Annotated in this window: 24 protein-coding genes and 2 pseudogenes; 20 read left to right on the top strand and 6 right to left on the bottom strand. The window is 59.7% G+C overall.

What is annotated here, in order from left to right; genetic code table 11:
• The first annotated feature begins 1 nt into the window (after position 1).
• The 6 genes from QA644_RS01490 to QA644_RS01465 all read left to right on the top strand — a co-directional run bounded on the left by QA644_RS01490 (position 2) and on the right by QA644_RS01465 (position 5,956).
• The gene (locus QA644_RS01490; protein ID WP_283070752.1) at positions 2–940 is read left to right on the top strand and encodes a LysR family transcriptional regulator; all 939 of its coding nucleotides are present in this window, start codon (positions 2–4) and stop codon (positions 938–940) included.
• An 87-nt stretch (positions 941–1,027) separates the two neighbouring features.
• On the top strand, positions 1,028–2,491 hold the full coding sequence (locus tag QA644_RS01485; protein ID WP_239595580.1) for an aldehyde dehydrogenase family protein: 1,464 nt from the start codon (positions 1,028–1,030) through the stop codon (positions 2,489–2,491).
• Between the two features lie 9 nt (positions 2,492–2,500).
• Positions 2,501–3,544, top strand: a complete 1,044-nt coding sequence (locus QA644_RS01480; RefSeq protein WP_239595584.1) for a tartrate dehydrogenase — start codon at positions 2,501–2,503, stop codon at positions 3,542–3,544.
• Between the two features lie 77 nt (positions 3,545–3,621).
• The gene (locus QA644_RS01475) at positions 3,622–5,079 is read left to right on the top strand and encodes an NAD-dependent succinate-semialdehyde dehydrogenase (RefSeq protein WP_283070751.1); all 1,458 of its coding nucleotides are present in this window, start codon (positions 3,622–3,624) and stop codon (positions 5,077–5,079) included.
• Between the two features lie 152 nt (positions 5,080–5,231).
• Positions 5,232–5,570, top strand: a complete 339-nt coding sequence (locus QA644_RS01470) for a hypothetical protein (RefSeq protein ID WP_194728936.1) — start codon at positions 5,232–5,234, stop codon at positions 5,568–5,570.
• The gene (locus QA644_RS01465) at positions 5,567–5,956 is read left to right on the top strand and encodes a VOC family protein (protein ID WP_194728935.1); all 390 of its coding nucleotides are present in this window, start codon (positions 5,567–5,569) and stop codon (positions 5,954–5,956) included. Before QA644_RS01470 ends, QA644_RS01465 begins: the two co-directional genes overlap by 4 nt.
• A gap of 102 nt (positions 5,957–6,058) precedes the next feature.
• Here the strand turns inward: QA644_RS01465 and QA644_RS01460 are convergent, their stop codons facing one another.
• Together QA644_RS01460 and QA644_RS01455 are read right to left on the bottom strand one after the other, a co-directional pair.
• Entirely contained in the window at positions 6,059–7,333 is a 1,275-nt protein-coding gene (locus QA644_RS01460; protein ID WP_283070748.1) for an FAD-binding oxidoreductase, read from the bottom strand.
• A gap of 13 nt (positions 7,334–7,346) precedes the next feature.
• Positions 7,347–8,015: a haloacid dehalogenase type II gene (locus QA644_RS01455; RefSeq protein ID WP_283070746.1), complete on the bottom strand. Its 669-nt coding sequence runs from the start codon at positions 8,013–8,015 to the stop codon at positions 7,347–7,349.
• 313 nt (positions 8,016–8,328) lie between these two features.
• Between QA644_RS01455 and QA644_RS01450 the strand changes: the two genes are divergently transcribed.
• From QA644_RS01450 to QA644_RS01420, 7 genes are all read left to right on the top strand, one after another.
• Positions 8,329–9,165 carry a GNAT family N-acetyltransferase gene (locus QA644_RS01450; protein WP_194728932.1) on the top strand — a complete coding sequence of 279 codons (837 nt, stop codon included), beginning with the start codon at positions 8,329–8,331 and terminating at the stop codon, positions 9,163–9,165.
• Between the two features lie 13 nt (positions 9,166–9,178).
• On the top strand, positions 9,179–10,558 hold the full coding sequence (locus tag QA644_RS01445; protein WP_283070744.1) for an aspartate aminotransferase family protein: 1,380 nt from the start codon (positions 9,179–9,181) through the stop codon (positions 10,556–10,558).
• A gap of 238 nt (positions 10,559–10,796) precedes the next feature.
• Positions 10,797–11,513 carry an HAD-IA family hydrolase gene (locus tag QA644_RS01440; protein ID WP_239599620.1) on the top strand — a complete coding sequence of 239 codons (717 nt, stop codon included), beginning with the start codon at positions 10,797–10,799 and terminating at the stop codon, positions 11,511–11,513.
• Positions 11,514–11,586: 73 nt separating this feature from the next.
• Positions 11,587–13,197: an ABC transporter substrate-binding protein gene (locus QA644_RS01435; RefSeq protein WP_239595597.1), complete on the top strand. Its 1,611-nt coding sequence runs from the start codon at positions 11,587–11,589 to the stop codon at positions 13,195–13,197.
• Positions 13,198–13,289: 92 nt separating this feature from the next.
• Entirely contained in the window at positions 13,290–14,240 is a 951-nt protein-coding gene (locus QA644_RS01430) for an ABC transporter permease (RefSeq protein ID WP_183927597.1), read from the top strand.
• The gene (locus QA644_RS01425) at positions 14,237–15,103 is read left to right on the top strand and encodes an ABC transporter permease (RefSeq protein ID WP_239595599.1); all 867 of its coding nucleotides are present in this window, start codon (positions 14,237–14,239) and stop codon (positions 15,101–15,103) included. The genes QA644_RS01430 and QA644_RS01425 overlap by 4 nt, the downstream gene beginning before the upstream one ends.
• On the top strand, positions 15,103–16,758 hold the full coding sequence (locus QA644_RS01420; protein WP_283070737.1) for an ABC transporter ATP-binding protein: 1,656 nt from the start codon (positions 15,103–15,105) through the stop codon (positions 16,756–16,758). Before QA644_RS01425 ends, QA644_RS01420 begins: the two co-directional genes overlap by 1 nt.
• Positions 16,759–16,806: 48 nt before the next feature.
• On the opposite strand, the gene QA644_RS01415 is transcribed toward QA644_RS01420, so the two are convergent.
• Entirely contained in the window at positions 16,807–17,283 is a 477-nt protein-coding gene (locus tag QA644_RS01415) for an Lrp/AsnC family transcriptional regulator (protein ID WP_239595603.1), read from the bottom strand.
• 234 nt (positions 17,284–17,517) lie between these two features.
• On the opposite strand from QA644_RS01415, the gene QA644_RS01410 reads away from it, so the two are divergent.
• Positions 17,518–18,843, top strand: coding sequence for an FAD-binding oxidoreductase (locus tag QA644_RS01410; protein ID WP_283070735.1), 1,326 nt, complete (start codon positions 17,518–17,520; stop codon positions 18,841–18,843).
• 156 nt (positions 18,844–18,999) lie between these two features.
• Positions 19,000–19,152, top strand: a pseudogene (locus QA644_RS01405) (aldehyde dehydrogenase family protein); the annotation flags it as partial.
• Positions 19,153–19,323: 171 nt separating this feature from the next.
• Here the strand turns inward: QA644_RS01405 and QA644_RS01400 are convergent.
• On the bottom strand, positions 19,324–19,473 hold the full coding sequence (locus tag QA644_RS01400) for a hypothetical protein (RefSeq protein WP_283070733.1): 150 nt from the start codon (positions 19,471–19,473) through the stop codon (positions 19,324–19,326).
• 216 nt (positions 19,474–19,689) lie between these two features.
• Between QA644_RS01400 and QA644_RS01395 the strand changes: the two genes are divergently transcribed.
• A complete protein-coding gene (locus QA644_RS01395; protein WP_283070731.1) occupies positions 19,690–20,052 on the top strand; it encodes a nuclear transport factor 2 family protein in 363 nt (120 codons plus the stop codon).
• 92 nt (positions 20,053–20,144) lie between these two features.
• Positions 20,145–20,330 carry a hypothetical protein gene (locus QA644_RS01390; RefSeq protein ID WP_239595607.1) on the top strand — a complete coding sequence of 62 codons (186 nt, stop codon included), beginning with the start codon at positions 20,145–20,147 and terminating at the stop codon, positions 20,328–20,330.
• A 1,262-nt stretch (positions 20,331–21,592) separates the two neighbouring features.
• Here QA644_RS01390 and QA644_RS01385 read toward each other — a convergent pair.
• Together QA644_RS01385 and QA644_RS01380 are read right to left on the bottom strand one after the other, a co-directional pair.
• Positions 21,593–21,673: pseudogene (locus tag QA644_RS01385) on the bottom strand (BA14K family protein); the annotation flags it as partial.
• A gap of 29 nt (positions 21,674–21,702) precedes the next feature.
• A complete protein-coding gene (locus QA644_RS01380) occupies positions 21,703–22,230 on the bottom strand; it encodes a cupin domain-containing protein (RefSeq protein ID WP_283070729.1) in 528 nt (175 codons plus the stop codon).
• A 365-nt stretch (positions 22,231–22,595) separates the two neighbouring features.
• On the opposite strand from QA644_RS01380, the gene QA644_RS01375 reads away from it, so the two are divergent.
• The 3 genes from QA644_RS01375 (at position 22,596) to QA644_RS01365 (ending at position 24,988) form a co-directional block, all read left to right on the top strand.
• The gene (locus tag QA644_RS01375) at positions 22,596–23,186 is read left to right on the top strand and encodes a cation transporter (RefSeq protein ID WP_283070727.1); all 591 of its coding nucleotides are present in this window, start codon (positions 22,596–22,598) and stop codon (positions 23,184–23,186) included.
• Positions 23,187–23,465: 279 nt separating this feature from the next.
• Positions 23,466–24,227 (top strand): carboxy-S-adenosyl-L-methionine synthase CmoA, encoded by a 762-nt coding sequence (gene cmoA / locus QA644_RS01370; protein ID WP_283070725.1) that lies wholly within the window; start codon positions 23,466–23,468, stop codon positions 24,225–24,227.
• Between the two features lie 26 nt (positions 24,228–24,253).
• A complete protein-coding gene (locus QA644_RS01365) occupies positions 24,254–24,988 on the top strand; it encodes an isoprenylcysteine carboxylmethyltransferase family protein (RefSeq protein WP_283070724.1) in 735 nt (244 codons plus the stop codon).
• Positions 24,989–25,304 lie beyond the last annotated feature (316 nt).

Raw genomic sequence — 25,304 nt, 5'->3', positions numbered from 1 at the left:
CATGAACATCCGCCAGCTCGAAGTCTTCCGGGCGATCATGCGCGACGGCACCATCACTGCGGCCGCCAATTCGCTCGGCATTTCGCAGCCGGCAGTCAGCAAGCTGCTCGCCTATCTCGAAGATCAGCTTGGCTATCCCCTTTTCGAAAGGATCGGCGGCCGGCTCGCGCCGACGACCGAGGCGCATATCCTTTATGGCGATGCCGACCACGTCTTTCGGCAACTGGAGGCGCTTTCATCCCTTGCCCGCGATGTCGGCGCCAGCAAGATCGGGCTCATCCGCATCGGTGCGAGCCTGCCGCTCGCCTATTCGGTCCTGCCGGTGACACTCGCCGCTTTCGGCAACCACCATCCCGAGGTGAAAATCCATCTTCATACGCTGCCGAAGCGCGAGATCGCCGAGGCGTTATCGCTCGGTGACGTTGACATCGGCGTCACTCTGTCACCGATCCTGGCCCCGACCATGCGGGTGGAGAAGCTGTTTTCTGCAAAGGTTGTGGCGGTCCTGCCCGCGACCGATCCACTTGCTGCCGAAGCGACGCTTACGCCGTCCATGCTCGCCGGCCGCCGGCTCATCTCTTATGGCTCGCATGCGGAATTCGGCGCGGCTCTCGATGAAGCGTTCGCATCGGAAGGCCAGAGGCGCGACGTCTCGATCCAGATCGCGTCCTCGGTCGGCGCCCTGCCGCTGGTCCGTCAGGGACTTGGCATCGCGCTTGTCGATGAACTTGCGCTATGGAGCCCAATCGAGGGGATTGTCTCCCGCCCTTTTCGTCCGACGGTCCCGACGCCCGTGTCGCTCACGATCAACCAGGCCCGGCCGCAGTCACGGTTCGTAGCATCGTTTTCCGATTGCCTCAGGCAAGCTTTTCACGGCGCTTCGCAATCTAGCATCGGCGCCACCGCCGAAGATTCGACTGCGGCGTCACGCAAAACGTAATTTTCCGCCGTCCCGGCATCGCCAGTCGATGCATGCTGCTTCTGTTATCGCCCTATCCTCGCCTTTAAGCCACGCAGAGGACGCGCAATGACACTAAGCTTTGATCCGGACAAACTTCCCTTGCCGGTCGGACACTTCATCGGCGACCGGCTGGTAGCGGCCGAAGGCGTCATCGACATGCATCGCCCATCCGATGCCAAGGCCTATGGCGGCTGCCCGGTCGCTGACGAGAACCTGGTTGATCGCGCTGTCCAAACCGCCAAACAGACCTTGAAGGTGAGCAACTGGGGCGGCGTACGCCCGCGCGAGCGTACTGTCGCGCTGCAGCGTTGGGCAGACCTCATCGAGAGCGAGGCCGAAACGCTTGCGAAACTCGAAGCGCTTTCCTCAACACGCCCCGTCGGCCAGCTTGTCTCCGGCGACATTGCCGTCACCGCAGAGCAGATCCGTTTCTTCGCCGAATTCGCCGATAAGGAGGGAAGCGATCTCGTGCCGACGGACGATAGCAATCTCGGCATGATCATGGCGGAACCTTACGGCGTCGTCGGTGCCATCACGCCCTGGAATTTTCCTGTTTCCATGGCTGGCTGGAAGCTTGGTCCGGCACTTGCGGCCGGCAATGCGGTGGTTCTAAAGCCGTCCGAAATGACGCCGTTTTCGACCATTTATCTCGCCCAACTGGCAATCCGGGCCGGCCTGCCGGCAGGTCTCATCAACATCGTCCTTGGCGACGGCCAGGTCACGGGCAATGCCATTACCGGCCACCCGGAGATCGCCAAGATTAGCTTCACCGGCTCGACCGCAGCCGGTTCTGCCATCATGGCCAATATCGCCCGCACGGGCGTCAAGCCGATGACACTGGAACTCGGTGGAAAGAGCCCGCAACTGGTGTTCGCAGATGCCGATCTCGACAAGGCCGCCTTGGTAATTTCCCAAGGCATACTTTCCAATGCCGGGCAGGCCTGTGTCGCCGGCTCCCGGCTGATCGTCGAGGAATCCATTGCTGCACCTCTCGCCGAAGCGATCGTCGCGCGTATGAAGATGGTGAAGGCGGCGCCGACCTGGGACGAGACGAGCCAATATTCGCCGATCATATCCAAGCGCCAGTTGGACCGCATCCACAGCATTGTCGAGTCAGCTGTTTCGGCGGGGGGCGAATGCTTGTTGGGCGGCGCACCGATGGATGCGCCGGGCTATTTTTACCAGCCGACATTGATCGCCGTTCGCGACGCGTTCTCACCAGCAGTCAGCGAAGAAATCTTCGGACCCGTCCTCACCCTACAGACCTTTGCCGACGAGGAGGAGGCGTTGACGCTGGCCGATCACCCAACCTATGGACTTGCGGCCGGACTCTTCACTCGCGATCTTTCCCGAGCGATCCGGCTCACCCGCCGCCTGCAGGCGGGCACTATCTGGGTTAACCGTTTCAGTCGCTCACGCGACCACATACTGCCGACCGGCGGCTACAAGCAGTCCGGCATCGGCAAAGATCTCGGCCGCGAAGCCTATCTTGCCAACCGCAAGAGCAAAAGCGTGCTCATCAGCCTGTAAGGACCTGCGATGAAAACCTACAAGATCGCCCTTCTGCCCGGAGACGGAATCGGCCGCGACGTGACGGAAGCAGCCTGGGCCGTGCTCGAAAAGACGGCGCGCCCGAACGGATTTTCTCTTGATGCAACCAGCTATCCCTGGTCCTGCGACTTCTATCTGGAGAACGGCAGCATGATGCCCGCCGACGGCATCGAAACGCTCAGATCCTTCGATGCCATCCTGCTCGGCGCGGTCGGCTGGCCGGCGAAAGTGCCGGATTCGGTCTCGCTACACGGGCTTCTCCTGCCCATCCGCAAGGCCTTCGTCCAATATGCCAACATCCGCCCGCACCGGCTGCTGCCGGGCGTTCAAGGTCCGCTGAAGGCGGACGCCTTCGACATTCTCTGCATCCGCGAAAACACCGAGGGTGAGTATTCCGGCGCCGGTGGCCGCGTCCATCAGGGCGCTGACAATGAAGTGGCGGTCGAGACCTCGATCTTCACCCGCAAGGGCGTAGAGCGCATCCTTCGCTTCGGCTTCGAACAGGCGCGCGCACGTCGCGGCAAGCTCGCTTCTGTCACCAAGTCCAATGCGCAGAAATATTCAATGGTGTTCTGGGACGAGATCACCCAGAGGCTTTCCGCCGAATATCCCGATGTCGAGGTGACCAGCTATCATATCGACGCCATGGCCGCCCGCATGGTCATGGCGCCGGAAAGCCTCGACGTCGTAGTCGCCTCCAACCTGTTCGGCGATATCCTCACCGACCTTGGCGCCGCCATCCAGGGCGGACTCGGCTTTGCAGCCTCCGCCAATATCAATCCGGACCGCTCGGCGCCCTCCATGTTCGAACCCGTCCATGGCTCGGCGCCAGACATTGCCCATCTCGGCATCGCCAATCCGATCGCCGCCATCTGGTCAGGCGCGATGATGCTGGAGCATCTCGGAGAAACGGCTGCCGCCGGAAAGGTGATGGCCGCAATCGGGACGACGACGGCACGCGGCATCGGCGCAGTTCCTGGCAAGGACAAGACGGACGCGATCACGGCATCGGTGCTTTCGGCACTCGACTAGAGCAATTCCAGCAAAAGTACACAGCGGCCTTGCGATCGGAATTGTAGAAACGGAATGCTCTGATGAAAGAGGATGGAATGAACGGATTGAGAGATAGCAGCCTGCTTCGCCAAAAAGGGCTGATCGACGGTGAATGGCGCGGGGCGGCAGCCGGGTGCACGATCGAGGTGATCGACCCGGCGACGCAGCATGTGCTGGGCACGGTGCCCGACATGGACGGAGCCGATACGAGGGCGGCAATCACCGCGGCGGAAAAGGCCTTTGGTCCCTGGCGCGCAAAGACCAATGCCGAGCGTGCCGCGTTGCTGGAGGCCTGGCACGATCTGATGCTCGAAAATATCGAGGATCTGGCGCTGATCCTCACCCGGGAGCAGGGCAAGCCGCTCGCGGAGGCGCGCGGCGAAATCCGCTACGGCGCCTCGTTCATCAAATGGTTCTCCGAGGAGGCGCGCCGCATCGGCGGAACGACCATTCCCTCCCCGACGGCCGACCGACGGATCGTCGTTCTGAAGGAGCCTGTCGGCGTGTCGGCGATCATCACGCCGTGGAATTTTCCCAATGCGATGATCACCCGCAAGGTGGGGCCGGCGCTCGCCGCAGGCTGCACGGTCGTCGTCAAGCCATCGGACCTGACCCCCTATTCGGCACTAGCCCTTGGGGTCCTGGCTGAGCGCGCCGGCATCCCCAAGGGCGTGATCAATATCGTCACAGGCATGCCGGCCGCCATCGGCGACGAACTGATGGCGAACCAGACCGTCCGCAAGATCTCTTTCACCGGCTCGACCCGCGTCGGCTCGCTGCTGATGCGCGGCGCAGCCGACAGCGTCAAGCGGCTCAGCCTCGAACTCGGCGGCAATGCGCCCTTCATCATCTTTGACGATGCCGATCTCGATCTTGCCGTGGAAGGCGCAATCGCATCGAAATTCCGCAATGGCGGGCAGACCTGCGTCTGCGCCAACCGCCTTCTCGTCCAGTCGGGTGTCTACGAGGCCTTTGCCGCCAAACTTTGCGCGCGCGTATCGGCCATGAAGGTTGGGGCCGGCACGGATGCCGGCACGGATATCGGGCCGATGATCAACAAGGCGGCGATCGAGAAGATCAATCGTCACGTGGACGATGCGGTAAAAAAGGGAGCAAAGATCCTCACCACCGCGGGCTCCATGCCGGCAGGCGATCAATATGCCGCACCTATGGTGCTTGGCGGTGCGACGACAGACATGCAGCTTGCCAGCGAAGAGACCTTCGGACCTGTTGCCCCGCTTTTCCGTTTCGACAGCGAGGAAGAGGCAATCGTCATTGCCAACGCCACGCCTTTCGGCCTTGCGGCCTATTTCTACACAGAGAGCCTGAAACGCTCCTGGCGTGTCGGCGAAGCACTCGAATTCGGCATGATCGGCCTGAATACAGGGGCCATTTCGACCGAGGTCGCTCCCTTCGGCGGCGTCAAACAGTCCGGCCTTGGCCGGGAGGGCGCGCAATGCGGCATCGAGGAATATCTCGAAATGAAAAGCTTTCACATCGGCGGGCTCGCCTGACCAACCGGTGAGAGCGAATGGAGACGGGCGCCGGTGAACTCAGCCTGGCGCCCTGTCTCATTGACGCAATTTGGGTAGCTGTGGATTCAGCCGATTCGGTTGCTCCGGAACGGGCTGGAGCGTAGTGTTGCGGCCGCTTTTGGAGCGGCAAAATGGACGATCTGGAGGTCGAGAGGCTGAAGGCGAGCGTGGCGGAGCAACTTGATCCGGCGCAAAGCCTCGACCTTTCCGAACTGCTGCGGCGCTTGGCTCGTGCTCGACTCGGTGACATTTCCATCGAACGCCGGACCCAGATGGTGCTCGAGAACCGCAGGTGTTCCTTTTGCGGCCATACCGATGTCGTGAAGCACGGCCGCGACGGGAACGGCCGCCAGCGCTGTCGATGCCGCAGCAGATTCACCGAGGATGGTGAAGTCCTCGGCTGCGAGCTGTTCGACACGCTCATCCATACCTATCTGCCGAACCCACCACATACGCCGGAAGTGCTATGAGCGGACCACTGTTCCACAAGATCGATTGCGTGATGCTCAAGGTGGCGGACCTGGACGCCGCTCTGGGGTTCTACTCCGAAGCCCTTGGGCATCCGCTTCTCTGGAGATCGCCAGAGGCAGCTGGGTTGGGAATGCCAGGAACGGACACGGAGCTTGTCCTGCATACCGATCTGGGTCCCGAGGTGGACCTACTTGTGGACAGTGTCGACGCCGCGCTGGAGCGCTTCGTCGAAGCGGGCGGCACGATCATCAAGAAGCCGTTCGACATCCCGATCGGCCGTTGCGCCGTCGTTCGTGATCCGTTTGGCAATGCCCTGGTGATGCTTGACCAAACCAAAGGCACCTTCGTCACCGATGCGACCGGCCTGGTGCTGCGCGTCGAGTAAGTCCTAGCGACAGAAGGTCGGCGGATGCTACGAAAACTGCGTGGATTGCTATGAATCCGCAGCTAACTTAGATTGCACCTTTTCGTTTCTCGCTGACCTTTGCTATTGAAACCGGTCCAGCGTCTTGTAGTACAGGCCGACCAACGGCAGGAACCAGGGTTTGCCGAAGTGGCCAGGTACGGCCGGCCAGTCGAGGCCCTTGACCGGGTTGCGATCAGCCTTGCCGAGGATGGCGTCGGCCATGATCATGCCGAGATGCGTGGACAGCTGTGCCCCGTGGCCGGAATAGCCCATGGCGTACCAGACACCATCGACGTAACCGGCACGCGGATAACGGTCCTTGGTCATATCGACGAGCCCGCCCCAGCAATAGTCGATCTCAACGCCCGAAAGTTGCGGAAAAATCTGAAGCAGGTTCGCCCGGAGGATTTCTCCGCTCTTTGCATCCGAACTCTGGTCGGATGTCGCCGAAAACCGCGCGCGGCCGCCGAAGATCAGCCGTTTATCGGGCGCCAGCCGGAAATAGTTGCCGATATTCATCGACGTCACGCAGGTCCGGTTTCCAGGCATCGTCGCTGCAATTTCGGCATCGGTCAGCGGGCGCGTGGCGATAATGAAGCTGCCGACCGAAACGATCCTGCGGCGGAAGTAGCCAAAGATCGGAGGCGAGTAAGCACCTGTCGCCACGAGAACGTGATCGGCCGTCACTGCCCCCCGAGCCGTCGTCAGGCTGTGCCGTCCGTTACCCTGCCGATGATCGGTCACCGCTGCCTTTTCGAAGGTGATCGCGCCATGGCGAGCGGCGGCATCGGCAAGCCCCACGACATAGCGCCCCATATGCATCATCGCGCTCTTTTTCGACAGCATGGCGCCATGAAAAGGCGAGCCGATTTCACCCTTGAGATCAGCCGCAGTCAGAAGTGCCGTGTCCGGATCAACCTCGGCGTGGACAGCCTCGAAATTGCGGGCAATGGCATCGAAATGCTGCGGCTTGGACGCGAGCTTCAGTTTTCCCGCGCGACGGAAATTGCAGTCGATCCCCTCCTCGGCGACAATCGCCTCGATCGTGTCGATGGAATCGTCGAACGCCTTATAGAGGGCGACGGCCCGCTCCACGCCGAGTGCAGCCTTGGCGGACAGGAAACTGTGAGCAAGGCCGTTGTTGAGGTGTCCGCCATTGCGTCCCGATGCCCCCCAGCCAATCCGTTCCGCCTCCAGCACCACGACCTTGGCGCCCGCTTTCGCAAGGTGGCGCGCCGCGGCAAGCCCGGTGAAGCCGGCGCCGATGACGGCGACGTCATAATGTCCCTCGACAGGGCCTTGCACGGCGCCTTGAAAGGTGGGCGCCGTGTCGTGCCAGTAGGATTTGAACTTCATCGCCATGTCCCCGTCAGAGCCCGACGACGCCAGGCAGGCCCGAGATATCCGGGATTTCGACATAGCCGTAATAGGGGTTGGCCGGCTCGTGGCCGCGATTGACCCAAACCTTGTTCCTGATACCGAGATCGTGCGCCGACATCAGGTCGTAGCGGAATGAGGACGAGCAGTGAAGAATGTCCTCAGGCCCGCAGCCCAGCATATCAAGCATGTATTCGAAGCCCTTGAAGCGTGGCTTGTAGGATTGCGCCTGCTCGGCGGTATAGACGGCATGAAATGGTGCGCCGAGCTTTTCGACATTCGACATGATCTGTGAATTCATCGCGTTGGAAAGGATGACCAGCGGAATTTCCTTGGCAACCCTGGCAAGACCTTCCGGTACATCCGGATGCGCCCCCCAGGTCGGCACGCGCTCGTAGACCATCTGCGCGGCTGTCTCGTGGAATTTTATGCCGTTGCGCTTGCAGGTCCGCTCAAGCGAATTGTGAACCACCTCGTTGTACGGTTTCCAATCGCCGAGGATCTCGTCGAGACGGTAGGCGGCAAAGTTCTTGATGAACTCAGCCATGTGCGGCTCGTCGAGCTCTTCGCCGTAAAGATCGCGCGCCGCTTCCGCCATCTGGAAGTTGGTCAGCGTGCCGTAGCAGTCGAAGGTGATGTATTTCGGGCGGAAGTGAGTCATGACCTGATCCTAAACTGTGGCGGTTTCATCTGTAGCCATCATAGGCCCAGCTTGATCCTGCAGCTCGACTGAAATCCGAACGATCAAAGCAGATTCTTTCGTATCCAAAGCCGGCTTTGGCAGAAGGTTGTGCGCCTTGGGTGCGGTTTGCGCTCTCTTCTGGGACAACGCATCTCTCGCGCGCGTCCCAGCCAGCATAAGATGCGGCGGCATGCGGCTGCAAAGCCATAAGATACCGTCCGGGCCGTGTCCTTCAGACGATCTTCCGGCCGGCACTGCCTCACACTTGCGAGCAGAAACGAAGGACATTCCAATGCAAGCAAGTCAGATCGACCTTGTGACGTTCGGCCCGGAACACCTTGGGGCTGCCGTCAACCTCTCTCGGCAGGCAGGCTGGCCGCACCGGCCGGAAGACTGGCAGATGGCACTGGCGCTCAGCGAAGGGCTCGTAGCGGTCGAGAACGGACAGGTCGTCGGCACCGTGCTCATGACGCCATATCGGGCGGAGTGTGCCACAATCAACATGGTTATCGTCAACGAGGCGATGCGCGGCCGCGGTCTTGGCCGCAGGCTCATGGACGCTGCGTTCCAGATCGCGGCAGACAGGCCGCTGAGGCTCGTGGCGACGGCCGAAGGCCTGCCTCTCTACAAAAAGCTTGGCTTTTGTGAGATCGGCATCGTCATGCAGCACCAAGGCATTGTCGGAGAGATCGCCGTGCCAACGGAAACCCAGGACGCGGCCGCCACCGACCTTCCTGCGATCGCCGAACTGGACCGTGTCGCTTTCGGCGCTGATCGTGAACGGCTCATCAGCTATGTCGCCGGGGTTGGCGAGTTCGCCGTCATCCGTCGAGACGGCCGCGTTTCCGGTTACGCAGCACTTCGCACCTTCGGCCGCGGAGAAGTGATTGGCCCCGTCGTCGCCGCCAGTCTCACCGATGCCAAAGCACTCGTCAGACATTTCATTGCGAAGCGACCGGGACGCTTCCTCAGGGTCGACACTACGGATGACAGCAACCTTTCGCCCTGGCTCGTGGAACTAGGCCTCGCCCACGTCGGCGGCGGCATCGCCATGGCCAAGCCGCAGATCCACCACCTCGCAGATCGTGCTGCCGCCACTTTTGCCCTCGCCAACCAAGCCCTAGGCTGACCTGGAGACCGTCATGTTTAGCAATTCCCTGATCGAACTCGACCGCGCGCACCTCGTTCATCCGGTCGCCTCCTATCGCAGCCACGAAAATCTGGGCGTGCGGGTTCTCGCATCCGCCTCCGGCGCAACCATCACCGATGCGAGCGGCAAGCAATTGATCGACGGCTTTGCCGGCCTGTGGTGCGTCAATGCGGGCTATGGCCATGACAGCATCGTCGAGGCCGCGGCAAGGCAGATGCGGGAGCTTCCTTACGCGACCGCCTATTTCGGCCTCGGCTCCGAGCCGGCAATCCGGCTCGCTGCCGAACTCGCCGAGCGTGCGCCAGGCGACCTCAACCATGTCTATTTCACGCTCGGCGGTTCGGATGCCGTCGACAGCACGATCCGTTTCATCCGCTACTATTGGAATGCGCGCGGACGGCCCGGGAAAGACCAGTTCATCTCAGTCGAACAGGGCTATCACGGCTCCTCGACAGTTGGAGCCGGTCTGACGGCCCTGCCAGCCTTTCATGCCGGTTTCGGCCTGCCCTTCGACTGGCAGCACAAGATTCCCTCCCACTATGCTTATCGAAACCCCGCCGGCCCTAACCCTGAGGCCATCATTGCTGCCTCTGTTGCCGCATTGAAACAGAAGATCGAAGAGTTGGGCGGCGCCGATCGCGTTGCGGCATTTTATGCCGAACCGATCCAGGGCTCGGGCGGCGTGCTCGTGCCGCCCAGAGGCTGGATGAAGGCGATGCGTGACCTCTGCCGCGATCTCGATATCCTCTTTGTCGCCGATGAAGTCATCACCGCCTTCGGCCGTACCGGCCCGCTGTTTGCCTGCTCAGAGGACGAGATCGTGCCGGACTTCCTGACGGTCGCCAAAGGCCTCACCTCCGGATACGTGCCGATGGGTGCCCTCTTCATGTCCGAGCATGTCTACCAGACGATCGCCGACGGCGCCGGCACGTCTGCTGTCGGGCATGGCTATACCTATTCGGCCCATCCCGTCAGCGCCGCCGTCGGCCTTGAGGTTCTGCGGCTCTACGAGGGCGGCCTGCTCGAAAACGGCCGGAAGGCAGGAGCGCGCCTGATGGCCGGGCTTGAGAGCCTGAAGGATCATCCCCTCGTCGGCGATGTCCGCGGCCGCGGGATGCTGGCTGCCGTCGAGCTCGTCGTCGACAAAGAGCGCAAGACACCCCTGCCGGCTGACGCCGAGCCGGCACGCCGCATCTTTGACCGTGCCTGGAACAACGGTCTCGTCATCCGCGCCTTCACCCATGGCGTGCTCGGCTACGCCCCCCCGCTCTGCTGCACGGAAGCGGAAATCGACGCAATCGTCGAACGCACACGGCAGACGCTCGACGAGACGCTCGCGGACACCGACGTCCGGCGTGCCCTTATGGGCTGAGAATGCCGACCGTAAAATGTCGCCGAACCGTCATCTTCGGTATTTTGTGCCGCGCAGCGGCGTAATTTCGGAGACTCTGGTTCGGGACAGCTGCCAAACTCAATTCCAGAAAAAGGCCGGATCCCAGGAGCATGTGCCTTTTTCACCAAGAGCGGGAACATCATCCCGCCAGGGAACAGAATATCCTTCTTCACGTAGCCGGCCCTCCCTTGGAAGGCCGAGAACTGGGGATTTGCAAATGCGCAAGAGCCTTCCAGACTTCAAGTATCTGACCTTCGATGTCGTCGGCACGCTGATTGATTTCGAGGGCGGTCTTACGGAGTGTCTCGCCGGCATCGCCGCTGACGCGGGCGTCGCCATCGACGGTGAAGAGGCGCTGAGCCTTTACCGAGCAGCGCGCTACTCCAGGGATGCCGACCTCTTCCCGGATGATCTCGTTCGCGTCTATCTGGCGATCGCGCCAAAGCTCGGCCTGCCGGTCGAGCGGAAATACGGCGAGCGGCTGCGCGATTCCGCAAAACGCTGGAAAGCCTTTAGCGACAGCGCCGAAGCACTGGCACAGCTCGGCAAGGACTACCGCCTGGTGGCCATGACCAATGCACGTCGTTGGGCCTTCGATTTCTTCGCCAAGGAACTGGGAAGCCCGTTTTACGCCGCCTTTACCGCCGATGACACTGGCACTGAAAAGCCCGACCCCGCCTTCTTCGAGAAGGTTTTCGACTTCGTAGCCTCTGAAGGAAGTTCAAAGCACGAAATCCTGCATGTTGCCCAAAGCCAGTACCACGATATCGGGATTTCGCGGGAGCTAGGGATCAGTAATTGTTGGATCGAAAGACGCCACGGACAGAAAGGATATGGCGGCACCATTGAGCCGGCAAAATTCACCGAGCCCGACTACCACTTCACCTCCATGGCCGGCCTCGCCAATGCAGTGGCCGCTGCGCGGGGTGAATGAGAATCTTGAACGCGAGACTGAACTCCGCACCAAGAAAAAGACCTGCCAATCAAACCACGAAAAGGGGAATGCCATGAACGACAAGATCACAAACTGGACCACATCCGACGACACGATGGTCGAAAATGCCATCCGCCGTGGCGCGACGCGTCGAGAATTGCTTCACATGATGCTGGCCGGCGGTGTGGCGATGTCGGCGGGCGGCCTCATCCTCGGTCGCGCCTCGCGGGCGGTCGCCGCCACGCCGGTTTCCGGCGGCGCGCTGAAGGCGGCGGGATGGTCGTCGTCGACCGCCGATACGCTCGACCCGGCCAAGGCATCGCTTTCGACGGACTATGTCCGTTGCTGCTCCTTTTACAATCGTCTCACCTTCCTCGACCAGGCCGGCGTCCCACAAATGGAGCTTGCGGAAGCAATCGAATCCAAGGATGCAAAAACCTGGACCGTCAAGCTCAAGAGCGGCGTTACTTTCCACGACGGCAAGCCGCTGACGGCAGAGGACGTCATCTTTTCGCTGAAGCGCCATCTCGACCCGGCGGTCGGTTCGAAGGTCGCGAAAATCGCCGCCCAAATGACGGGCTTCAAGGCAGTCGACAAACAGACCGTCGAGATCACCCTCGCCGATGCGAACGCGGACCTGCCGACCATCCTATCGATGCACCACTTCATGATCGTCGCCGACGGCACCACCGATTTCTCGAAGGCAAACGGCACCGGCGCCTTCGTCAAGGAAGCCTTCGAGCCCGGCGTGCGGTCGATCGGGGTCAAGAACAAGAACTACTGGAAGTCGGGGCCGAACGTCGACTCCTTCGAGTATTTTGCCATCAGCGACGACAATGCACGCGTCAACGCACTGCTTTCGGGTGACATTCATCTTGCCGCCTCGATCAATCCACGCTCGATGCGCTTGGTCGAGACGCAGGGGGACGCTTTCGTGCTGTCGAAGACGACTTCCGGCAACTACACCGATCTCAACATACGGCTCGACATGGAGCCTGGCAGCAAGCGGGACTTCATCGAAGGCATGAAGTCTCTCGTCAACCGCGAGCAGATCGTCAAGTCGGCGCTCCGGGGGCTGGCTGAGGTCGGCAACGACCAGCCGGTGTCGCCCGCGAACTTTTATCATAATGCAGACCTAAAGGCGCGGGCATTCGATCCCGAAAAGGCCAAGTTCCATTTCGAAAAGGCCGGCGTTCTGGGTCAGTCCATCCCGGTGATCGCCTCCGACGCAGCGACCTCCTCAATCGACATGGCGATGATCATCCAGGCGGCCGGTGCCGAAATCGGCATGAAGCTTGACGTCCAGCGCGTTCCGTCCGACGGTTATTGGGACAATTATTGGCTGAAGGCCCCCGTCCATTTCGGCAACATTAATCCGCGCCCGACACCGGACATCCTGTTCTCGCTGCTCTACGCTTCCGAAGCGCCGTGGAACGAGAGCCAGTACAAGTCCGAGAAGTTCGACAAGATGCTGATCGAGGCGCGCGGTTCGCTCGACCAGGACAGGCGAAAGGCCATCTACAACGACATGCAGGTTATGGTCGCCCAAGAAGCTGGCACGATCATTCCGGCTTATATTTCGAACGTCGATGCCACCACGGCCAAACTCAAAGGCCTGGAAGCGAACCCGCTGGGCGGCCAGATGGGCTATGCTTTTGCCGAATACGTCTGGCTTGAAGCCTGACGAAGCAACTGGCCACGGGGCTCTCCGCACTGGCGTAGCCCCGGGCATCTTTGGATGCGGAACACCATCTCGAACGCTGAAAGGGAACGCGTGTGAAAAACCCGGTCCTATCGCTTGTCCTTGGCAGATTGCTCATTGCCGTGGTCACATTGCTGATCGTTTCCTTCGCAGTGTTCTTCGCGACGACACTGCTGCCGGGCGACACGGCAACCATCCTTCTCGGCCAGGCTGCCACACCCGAGGCCGTCGCCGGTCTGCGCACCGCGATGCACCTCGACGAACCGGCGCTCTTCCGTTTCCTGCGCTGGATTGTCGGCCTGTTGCATGGCGATCTCGGCACCTCCTATGCCAACGACATGCCCATTGCCGATCTTATTGCCGGACGTTTCATCAACACCATGAAGCTTGCCGGCGTGACCGCCCTGTTCTCGGTCCCGATCGCGCTGACGCTCGGAATCACCGCTGCCATGCTGCGCGGCTCGCTCTATGACCGGATTGTCACCATTTTGACGATCGGCGTAATCTCCGTCCCAGAATTCATGGTCGCGACCTCCGCCGTGCTGATCTTCGCCGTCTACCTGAAGTGGCTGCCGGCGCTCTCTTTCGCCAACGAGGTCCACAGCTTGAGCGATATGCTGAGAGTCTATGCCATGCCGGTGATCACGCTGACCTTCGTCGTCTCGGCGCAGATGATAAGGATGACGCGCGCTGCAGTCATCGAGACGCTCAACACGCCTTATGTTGAGATGGCGCTACTCAAGGGGGCCTCCCGACCGCGCATTGTCTTTCGTCACGCGCTGCCCAATGCGCTCGGGCCGATCGTTAATGCCGTTGCACTCTCGCTTTCATATCTGCTGGGTGGCGTGATCATCGTTGAGACGATTTTCAACTATCCCGGGATTGCCAAGCTCATGGTCGACGCCGTCGCCACCCGCGACCTACCGCTGATCCAAAGCTGCGCGATGATCTTCTGTCTCGGCTACCTAATCCTGATCACGGCTGCCGACATCATCGCCATTCTTTCCAATCCGAGGCTCCGATGACAATGACGACTTCAAGCACGTCGACACCCGCCCGGAAATTTGGAATCCGGTTTGGCTATCGCTTCAACGTCGTGGGCATGATTGGCCTTGCGATCATCCTGTTCTGGTCGCTCGTTGCCATCTTCGCGCCGCTCGTAATCCCCTACCCGGTCGGTGAAATCATTGATATCGACTATTTCGGCCCGATGAGCCGGGATCTTTGGTTCGGCTCCGACTATCTCGGCCGCGACATGCTCTCGCGAATCCTGATGGGCGCGCGCTATACCGTCGGCATCTCGCTTGCAGCCGTGACGATCGCCTGTTTCAGCGGCGTGGTTCTTGGCATGATCGCCGCCGTCACTGGAGGCTGGATTGATACGATCTTAAGCCGCTTCCTCGACGCGCTGAACTCCATACCAAGCAAGCTCTTCGGGCTTGTGGTCGTTGCTGCCGTCGGCTCCTCGATCCCGGTGCTGATTTTGACGCTGTCGGTCATCTACATTCCTGGATCCTACCGCTTCGCTCGCGCACTTGCCGTCAATATTAACGCGATGGACTTCATCACCGTCGCGCGTATCCGTGGGGAGAGCACCCTCTATCTCATTCGATCCGAGATTCTACCCAACATCGTCGGGCCCGTGCTCGCTGATCTGGGCCTTCGTTTCGTATTCATCGTGTTGCTTTTATCCGGCCTGTCATTCCTCGGCCTCGGTGTTCAGCCGCCCTATGCCGACTGGGGCGCACTTGTCCGCGAGAATATCGGCGGCCTGCCTTTCGGCGCACCGGCCGTCATGTTCCCGTCGCTTGCGATCGCCAGCCTCACGATCAGCGTCAATCTGCTGATAGACAACCTCCCGCAGAAGATCCGAGATCGGAGCGAATGATGACCAATCTCGTCGAAATCTGTGACCTGAAGGTCGAAGCAACCACCGATTCCGGACGGCGCGTCGAGATCATCAAGGGCGTCAGCCTGACAATCGCTGAAGGAGAAATAGTCGCCCTGATCGGGGAAAGCGGTTCGGGAAAGACCACGATTGCATTGACGTTGATGGGTCACGCGCGCCCAGGCTGTCGTATTTCGGGTGGCACTGTTTCAGTCGCCGGCAAGAACTTGGTCGCGCTCACGGAAAAGCAGCGCGCCAGGATACGCGGCACCGAGGTCGCTTACGTACCGCAATCGGCTGCCGCCGCCTTTAACCCTGCCGCCACCATCATGGACCAGGTCATAGAGGTCACCCGCATCCATGGCCTCATGTCGCCGGACGACGCTCGCATCCATGCCGTCGAGCTCTTCCGCGCACTGTCGCTGCCCGAGCCGGAGACGATCGGCAGCCGCTATCCGCATCAGGTTTCCGGTGGGCAGTTGCAGCGCCTAGCAGCCGCCATGGCCCTGATCGGCGACCCCAAGCTCGTCATCTTCGACGAGCCGACGACGGCACTCGACGTTACCACGCAGATCGAGGTGCTGCGCGCCTTCAAGGCCGTCATGAAGAAGGGCGGGATCGCCGGGGTCTATGTCTCGCACGACCTTGCTGTCGTCGCCCAGATCGCCGACCGCATCGTCGTTCTGAAAGGCGGCGAGACGCAGGAGACCGGCACGACCGAGGAAATCCTCAGCGCTGCGAAACATCCCTATACGCAGGAGTTGCTCGCCGCGTTCGAGCCGAAGGCGCGCGGGCCTGTCAATCCTTCGGAGGCTCTGCCCGTTCCGCTTCTAAGGATCGATGACCTTGTCGCCGGTTACGGCCAGCGTCAGAGCGACGGGCTGCCGCTCGTGCGCGCCGTGGAGCATGTGAGCCTCAAGGTGGAGAAGGGTCGTAACCTCGGCATCATCGGCGAATCCGGTTGCGGAAAGTCGACGCTCGCCCGCGCCATAGCCGGCATCTTGCCGGCCGCCGTCGGCAAGATCGTCTTCGATGGCAAGGAACTTGGCCGCAACGCACGCGAGCGCTCGCGCGACCAACTGCGCCAGATGCAAATCGTCTTCCAATATGCTGACACCGCGCTCAATCCCGCAAAGTCCGTCGAGGACATCCTTGACCGACCTCTCGTCTTTTACCATGGCATGGACAGGAAGGCGCGGAGCTCCCGCATCGACCAATTGCTCGATATGGTGCGCCTGCCGCGCAATCTGCGCCACCGGCGCCCGGGAGAGCTTTCCGGCGGTCAAAAGCAGCGCGTGAACTTTGCCCGTGCATTGGCCGCTGACCCGAAGTTGATCCTTTGCGACGAGATCACCTCGGCACTCGATACTGTTGTCGCCGCCGCGGTCATCGACCTCCTCAAGGAATTGCAACGCGACCTCGGACTCTCCTACATTTTCATCAGCCACGACCTGTCCGTTGTCGAGGCGATCTGCGACGAGATCGTTGTGATGTATGGCGGCAGAAAGGTCGAGGAAATCACGCCGGCCGAGGTCAAGACTCCGCAGCACCCCTATTCGCAATTGCTCTTTTCCTCGGTGCCGAAGCTCGACCCCGCCTGGCTCGACGGACTCGAGCAGGACGCGGAGTTGGTTCGGGCCTATTGCCGGCGCTGAGGCGACGGCGTTTCGATATGGAAAGCATACGCAAAGCAAGATACAGCCTTACATCGGAAACAGGCTGGTCAGTGGCATGTGCGCCTTTACGATGGGCGACTTCAAAACGACGAAGCTGAAATATTTGTCGATGCCGACGTCCATGTCGGTGAGGCGTTCCATGATAGTTTGATACTCGCCGATTCCGGCAGTCACGAATTTCAGCAGATAATCGTACCCGCCAGATACCAGGTGGCACTCGATCACATTATCAATTTTCTCGATCGCGGCGAGAAACCGGGCAAAGTCTACCTGCCGGTGGTTCTTCAGCGTGATCTCAGTGAATACGGTAAGCGTCTGACCCAGCTTGCTGACATTGATCTGCGCAGCGTAGCCTCCGATGTAACCCTCCGACTGGAGCTTCTTCACCCGCATCAGGCAGGGGCTCGGCGAGAGAGCAACAAGCTCGGCAAGCTCCACATTGGTGATGCGTCCGTTCTTCTGCAGTTCGTAGAGAATCTTGATGTCAATCCTGTCTAGCTTCATGGGCCACCTTTTCGGATCCTCTACCTCAGCCAATGGCGCAGCAGATTCTGCTGGGGACACCTTTCGCTGAACCTAACACATAGAACGTGTCTGTCGATTCATTCTGCCTCATGTGTTCAAGCACAAAGGTCTGAGCACATTTGACAAGACAGAATTTTCTGCTGCCATCGCCCGAAGTCCGGCAACGCTGGGGCAAAGAAACCGCTAGACTGCGTTCGAAACGGAGACCATGCCATGCCTGCACCGCTGAGATTTGTCGCTACATCTACGGAGCTGCCCGCTGCTGCAGACGCGGTGATCATCGGCGGCGGCATCGTCGGTGTCTTTGCGGCCTATTATCTGGCCCAGCGCGGGTTGAAGGTAGCGCTCGTCGAAAAAGGTCGGATCGGAGCGGAACAATCGAGCCGCAACTGGGGCTGGTGCCGCCAGCAAAACCGCGACGCTCGCGAACTGCCCATGGCAACAAAGAGCCTCGACCTCTGGGAGAGCTTTGCCGCCGAAACGGGAGAGGACACGGGCTTTCGCCGCTGCGGGCTCTTCTATTTGAGCAACAATGACGAGGAACTGGCCGGCTGGGCGCGCTGGCGCGACTTCGCCTGCACCAGCGGGGTCACAACACACATGCTCGACAGTGCCGCGGCGACGGAGCGCGGCCGCGCGACCGGCAGGACTTGGAAGGGTGGTGTCTTTTCGCCGACCGACGGCACCGCCGATCCGGCGTCCGCAGCACCGGCCGTCGCGGCCGCGCTCCTGAAGCTCGGAGGAACGGTCCACCAATCCTGTGCCGCCCGCGGTCTCGAGACCGAAGGTGGTCGAGTCTGCGGCGTTGTCACCGAACATGGCACAATTCGCACTAAAATCGCGGTCCTTGCCGGCGGTGCCTGGGCCTCCTCGTTCTGCCATCAACTTGGCATCCGCTTTCCCCAAGCCTCTGTCCGCTCTTCGATCCTTTCCGTCTCGCCTGGCGCCACTGGCCTGCCAGACGCGCTACATACGACGGCCGTTTCTGCCACCCGTCGCCGCGACGGCGGCTATACCCTTGCAATCAGCGGCGGCGGCCGCGTCGATCTGACGCCGCAACAGTTCCGCTTCGCGCCGCAGTTCCTGCCAATGTTCGTCCGGCGCTGGCGCAGCCTAGCGCCGGGTGGCTTGGAGGGAATTCGCTCTGGACATGAGACACTGGCACGCTGGCGGCTGGACGCGCCCACGCCGATGGAGCGCATGCGCATCCTCGATCCGGCCATCGATAAACGGACCATTCGCATTACCCATTCGCGCGCCCTCGGATTGTTGCCTGCTTTGAAGAACACCAAGATTGCTGCCGCCTGGGCAGGCTATGTCGACAGCACCCCCGATGGGGTGCCGGGGATCGGCGAAATAGCGAGCGTTCCCGGCTTCATCTTGGCCGCCGGCTTCAGCGGTCACGGTTTCGGCATCGGGCCGGGCGCGGGTCACCTGATTGCCGATATGGTCACAGGCGGTGAGCCGATCGTCGATCCTCGGCCCTACCATCCAGACCGCTTCTTAAAATCTGCCTGGGGGAAAGTGACTGATTTCTGAGCGGTGACGCCTTCAAATTTTAGTCTGGGCCGCAGCGAAAAAGCGTCTCGTGTGACGCGTCAATGGTCAAACCAGCCTCTTCTCCACGATCATGAATGGCCCGGAAACGTTCGATTATCCGCCAGTACAGTCAACTGCCAAACATTCAGGGATCCCATGAAGAACGCTCACAGGTTCTATATCGACGGTGACTGGATCGAACCCGAGATTCTAAGGAGGCTCGAAGTCATTGATCCATCGACCGAGCAGGCGATAGGAACGGTCGCAATCGGCAGTGCTGCAGACGCAGCAAGAGCGATCAACGCCGCTGCACGGGGTGGATCTCAATCGGTTACCCCACGATGTTGCCAATGATCTTGTGATTATCCTCAACGTCGAGGAAAAGCGGAAGACCAGCACCGAAGGCGGATCTGTAAGGAGGGAGGCGGGCGTCCTCAACGCTAACTGTAGGGATCGCAGAATGATATTTCCGATTTGCCCTCAGTATACCGCCAGACACGAGGGGAAGGCACCTGGTCGATCCTCGATACGGAGACCGGCGAAGTCGCTGTCGTCGATCATACGGTGACCCTGAAGCGCCTTGATGAGGCCACCGCCATGGACATTGTGGATGCCGTGACAATGGATCATTCGGTTCCTGCTGACATTGAGGCTTTATCAAACATTCCGGGGTCGCGTTAAGAACCCTGACGGTTGCTGGAGGGTGTACGAGGTGTTCACCGGACTGGCCGCTGCGGTGGATGGGGATTCTGTGGTGTTTCAGTTTGAAATTCCGGTCCCGGCCCAGACTTGCCCGAGCCGCTCGACGAGCTTACCCTTGCCCTTCGGGGCAGTCAGGAGCGCGCGATGACCAGCGACACAGAACTTCTTGAGCACCTTTACGACCGTTTCAACGCCCGCGACATGGAAGCGGTGCTGGCGTTCTTGCACCGAGATGTCATGTGGGCCAACGGCTTGGAGGGCGGGCATGTCTACGGACACGATGGCGTTCGCGACTATTGGACGCGACAATGGGCGACGATCGACTCCCACGCGGAGCCGGTCGGCTTCTCGATCGGTGCGGATGGAACGACCGATGTCGAGGTCCACCTGACCGCGCGCGACCTCAAGGGCACCTTGCTGTTCGACGAGATGGGCGGCCATATTTTTCGGATAGAGAACGGCCTGATCAGACGCTTCGACATCCGTCTTCAGCCACCCTCGATCTGACCCCTGAATGGCAGCTATGCATTCACCGGGGTAACAGGTCGATGAGCAATCTCTTATGTTCCCCTCGAACGAAACAAATAAGGTGAGGAACAATGAGATTTCCAATCAACCCACGCTTCACCGCGAAGAAGGTTCAGGGCGACCAGTGGTCCGTCTTCGACATGCACACCGGCAGGACAGCCAACGTGAACGGCATTGTCCTCGGTAAGCTGGACCATGGGATGGCCGTTGATCTGGCCAATTCGCTGAACCCTAAGGCACCTTCAATCAGGCTCTAAGCAGGGAGGCTCTGCCGCACGGGCTCACGTCATCGTGCCCCGGCCGCAGAACAACTGCACGATCACCCCTCCAATTGAATTTGCTGGATTTTTATGGTGCCCAGAGCCGGAATCGAACCAGCGACACGCGGATTTTCAATCCGCCTTTGATGGCACGGCCATGTTTCCTTTAAGTATTTGATACATAACACTTTTTATCCACTTGATCGCTAATTTCGCATGTGGGAATGACTGACAACCAGTCGCAAATTATCACAACAATTACAATGGTGTCCCAACCAGTCCGGTTGGCTCCATGCCACATGATTGCCGCATGCTGTCACTAATGAAACCCTTATATCCCACATAGAAAAAAGCCCCAGCCTAGGTTGGAACTAGCGAGGGCTTCCTGTGCCTGCGAAAGAGGGGCGTTTCCCAGCTGGGCTGTGTTGCTGGTGGATAGTTACGCAACATCTAATATAATACACTATGCCGGTCGAAGCGGCCGGTCCAAGGTGCCGGACGCCCTTGGTAAGTGGGTAACAAAGCTATGACACGCAGAATAAACCAAGCTCGGATGCGGGAAGTCGGAAGTCCGATAGTGATGGGGCTGGATCGCATCGCTGCGTTTTTTGGCGTCACTCGCCAGACCCTCGCCAGATGGAGGCTGGAAGAGGGTTTCCCTGTAGCTCGGAACCGAGCAGGGGTGTGGTTTACAACTGTTGGGCTGATTGAAGACTGGATCATGTCTCGCAATGCATTAGACCCGTATTGCGGAGCGGCAAGGATGCAGGTGCCACCGACGCCCGACCACTTGGCGAGGGCTAGGAAATTGGCGGACCAGATTGATCGTGAGGACGTCGTGAACATTTTGGAGGAGTTCGATGCCAAGGATTAGGCCGACACGCCCTCCGAATGGTTATGTTCATGACTATAGGATGTCGCGTCAGAGGGACGAGTATGCAGCCATATCGAAGGCGTTGGAGGGGGATATATTGGCGTCGGCACTGAGGCCAGAACAGTGGGTGGCGATGTTGCCAGTTGTGGGAATGCTGACGGGGTTTGGAGGTGTGCCAATTACTCGGTCTGTGATACGGACTGGGAATAGGAGGGGGACAGGGCGGAAGAAGAGGGGAGCTAAGAGTGCCGATTAGGGATAATATGGACCCGGGCCAGCACGCCACCGTCAACGGCTGATTGCTGCGGCCATGCATCCGCTCCAAAGAAAGGGCCGCAGCACGTAACAGCCGCGACCTCACGCCACCCCGGATCGCTGCGAAAGTTCAACGGCAGGGCGAATAGCACTGCTGGCGGGGACCGCCATAGGGCTGGAACGTATTGTCGTAGGCGCGATATGACCTGTACCCGGACCTTTGCCCGTAATGTGGCGGACCTATTCGGGTTCTTTCCCAGCCTTAGCGGCCCGTACCAAATCCGGCATCCCATCGTGAGGACCTAAGGTGCGCTCCGGATGATCGTCCCACCAATCCTCGTGTAACGCTCTGCGGTCAGCATTGAGCGGGTAAAAGATGCGGTTCTCAGGTTTGCTCCGTTCGCCCACAACGAGCAGGCGGACCTCGGCTTCAGTGTTGTTAAGGAAGGTATGCGCGATCCCCGTGCCTGCTGGAAATCCAACGGCATCGCCCGGCGTCAGTCGACGGATATGGCCGTCGAGCCAAACATCAGGCTCGCCTTCCAGGACGTATACAAACTCCTCGTCTGCACTTTCGGCATGTGGAAAGGACGTACGGCGACCGGGTGGCAGTCTCTCATGATGGATGCCTAGCTTCGTCAAGCCGAAATGCCTGCCGAAAGGTGCGCCGATGCTCATCAGCTCATCGTCTTCGTCATAGTGCGAGTCGTCCGGTCGCTCAACTTCGCTCCAGCGGGCGATGAAAGGTGGGCGTTCTGAAATTGCCATTCTGATCCCCCGGTGTGAAGGGTCCGGCGTCACCAACTGCCCGAATTTGTATTTCCTTGGGCTGCATTGGATGCACACTTTCAAGTCCGGCCTGCTCTTTGGCGTTGGTGAACATTGCCGATCATATGGCCGTGAGAAGCCGGTAATTCAACCAGGACCGCGCCGGGACGTGCGCAGTGCGCCTGAAAAGCCGGTATGGACGATAATCCGAGGCGGCCGAAAGGGCTCAAGTCGCTGTCTTAATGGGCGATCCGACCAAGGCTGGCGAGGTCGTCACACGCTCCAAGTTTCCGTCCAACTATCAGGTTCCGCCCCACACTGGCCCATTCAGGTTGCTGTCAGCTTCGCCCGATAGCTAATGTCGAATGGAATGCGATCTTTCCAATCCACGCGTTCGCAGTAACGTTTTGATCGTGGCGCTGCTCAATTTCGGCTTTTTCGGCGTAGAGTTCGCCGTCGCCCTCTCCATATGTTCAATTTCGCTTTTTGCCGACAGCGTCGATTTCCTGGAGGACGCCTTGGTCATCATCCTAATTGCGTTCGCGCACGGATGGTCGATGAAGGCGCGGGGGCGGGTGGGCATGGGGCTTGCGGGAATCTTGATGATCCCCGCTCTAGCGCTGCTCTGGGCGCTTTGGAGCAAATTCAATAACCCCATTCCGCTGGAGCCGTCTACGCTCTCGCTGACGGGGGCGGTCGCTCTGATCGTTAACTGGAGTTGCGCTTTCCTGCTGGGACGGTTCCACAGCGGCAGCCTCGCCCGGGCCGCCTTTCTTTTCGCCCGCAACGATGCCGTTGCAAACGTGGCGATCGTTCTGACTGGCCTCGTCACCGCCTATGTTTGGCAATCTGTCTGGCCTGACGTGATCGTCGGCCTTGCCATAGCCGCTATGAATATCGATGCCGCGCGTGAGGTTTGGAGGGCCGCGCACGAAGCACACAAGGCCGCAGTTTAAAACGTGTCATGTCGGATGAAGAGATCATAACGCCACGGCGGCGCTTATTGGCTTCGACGCTGGGGGGTAAGATCGCGTTCCGGCGCAAGTTCACGCGATTGGACGTCACGATGCCGCCTTATTGCCTGCCCATGTCATGCGGAAATTCGTCGCGACGAACTAAGCGCGGCAAGCTGAGGAAGTCAGTGCAGCAAGCGTACTGCAATAAGAACGCATCCGGCGTGGTCCGCTCAAATACAAAGACCGAGACGTTCGTAGACCAAACCCGAGGATCAAACAATGGCGGCAAAAGACTTGAGCAAGGTGCTCCACATCGAACGCAAGGACGATGTGTTCCTCCGCAAGGGCCAGCCCATAGGGGACTTTGCCTTCGATGCCACGGTGGCCGGGGTTTTCGACGACATGGTGAGCCGGTCCGTACCCTTTTATGAAGAAATGCAGCGCATGGTCTGCGAACTGGCGCGAGATTTCGCTAGGCCCGATACCAACCTCTACGATATCGGCTGCTCGACGGCGACCACGTTGCTGATGCTCGATGCCTTTCTGGACCAAGGCGTCAACTTCATCGGTATCGACAACGCACCAGAGATGCTGGAAAAGGCCGAAGCGAAGATTAAGCAGGCAGGAACCCAGAGGCCGATCGATCTGAGGGTCGGCGATCTTCATCAGGGTCTTGCGATGACGAACGCCAGCGTCGTCACCATGCTGCTAACCTTGCAATTCGTCCGCCCGCTTTATCGCGAGCGCGTTATCAAGGGGATTCATTCCGGATTGACCGATCAGGGGTGTCTGCTTCTCATCGAGAAGCTCACCAGCGAGGACACCATGTTCAATCGGCTTTTCATCGACCACTACTACGATTTCAAGCGCCGGAACGGCTATTCGGAAATCGAGATATCGAAAAAGCGCGAAGCGCTGGAAAATGTGCTGATCCCCTACCGCCTGGAAGAAAATATCCAGTTGCTCAAAGAGACGGGATTTCGCCAAATCGAAGTTTTCTTCCGCTGGTACAATTTCTGCGGCATTATCGCTGTTAAATAAGATTAGGAATTCAAATGAAGCAAACGATGATCGGCATCGGGAACTTTTTCTTCCGGTTCCGCAACCAGGCATTCCCCGTCATCATCGTGGGATTGCTGCTGATAGCACGGCCGAGATTTGAGATATTGGGCAGTCATTTTCTTGAGGAAGCAACAGATCTCATTGCGCTCAGCGTCGTGCTTGCGGGCCTGATCTTTCGCGCCACCGTTATCGGTTATGCCTATATTAAGCGCGGCGGCCGCAACAAGAAGGTCTATGCCAAGGACCTAGTAACTGGAGGAATGTTCGGCCTCTGCCGCAACCCCCTGTATGTCGGCAACATGCTGATTTACAGCGGCGTATTCCTGATGCACGGCAGCCTCTGGGTGCTGGCTTTCGGCATCGCGATGTTTGCCTTCATTTATCAGTGCATCATTTACGCGGAAGAAGCGTTTCTGGAAAACAAATTTGGCGATGGGTATCGCGCCTATTGCCAGGACGTGCCGCGCTGGATCCCCCATTTCGGAAAGTTTGCCGAATCCACCGAAGGCATGGAATTCAACGTGAAGCGCGTCATCGCCAAGGATTATTCGACCACTTGCGCTGCTTTGATCGCACTCATTGCGGTGGAAGCCGGCGAATATCTCGCGACACCGGATCCGACGCAACATCTTGGTTATCTGTCGGTCCTGACCGCACTGATGGTTGGGGTTGGCGTGCTCACCGGAGCCATCAGCGTTCTGAAGAAGCGCGGCGTTTTCAACGACGGCAAACCCGCCTGAGGCCCTGACAAAGCTGACGCCCGCACCGTGATTTATTTCCGTTATCAAGCCGGCAGCAAACGCTCACCGAGCGCTTAATCAGCGCGTGCTCTAGCAACCCTCGACAAATTACCCAACACCATATCACGATTGGATTGAAGGCGCGAACCGCGTTTCGATGAGACGAAAACCCTTGGCATGGGGCGCACCCGATCATGACGAAGGGCGCGCTTAGCGATTGACGAGCGTCATCGATAAGCTTTTTCGCTGCGGAGCAATCCTCAGCCAAGCGAGCTATATCAATCTTTTTAGGCTTCAGACCGAGATTGGTGCAATA

Source organism: Rhizobium sp. CC1099 (assembly GCF_029714385.1).
GTDB lineage: Bacteria > Pseudomonadota > Alphaproteobacteria > Rhizobiales > Rhizobiaceae > Rhizobium.
Note: the sequence above shows the minus strand (reverse complement) of the source record. Positions and strands in the feature narration are given on the sequence as shown.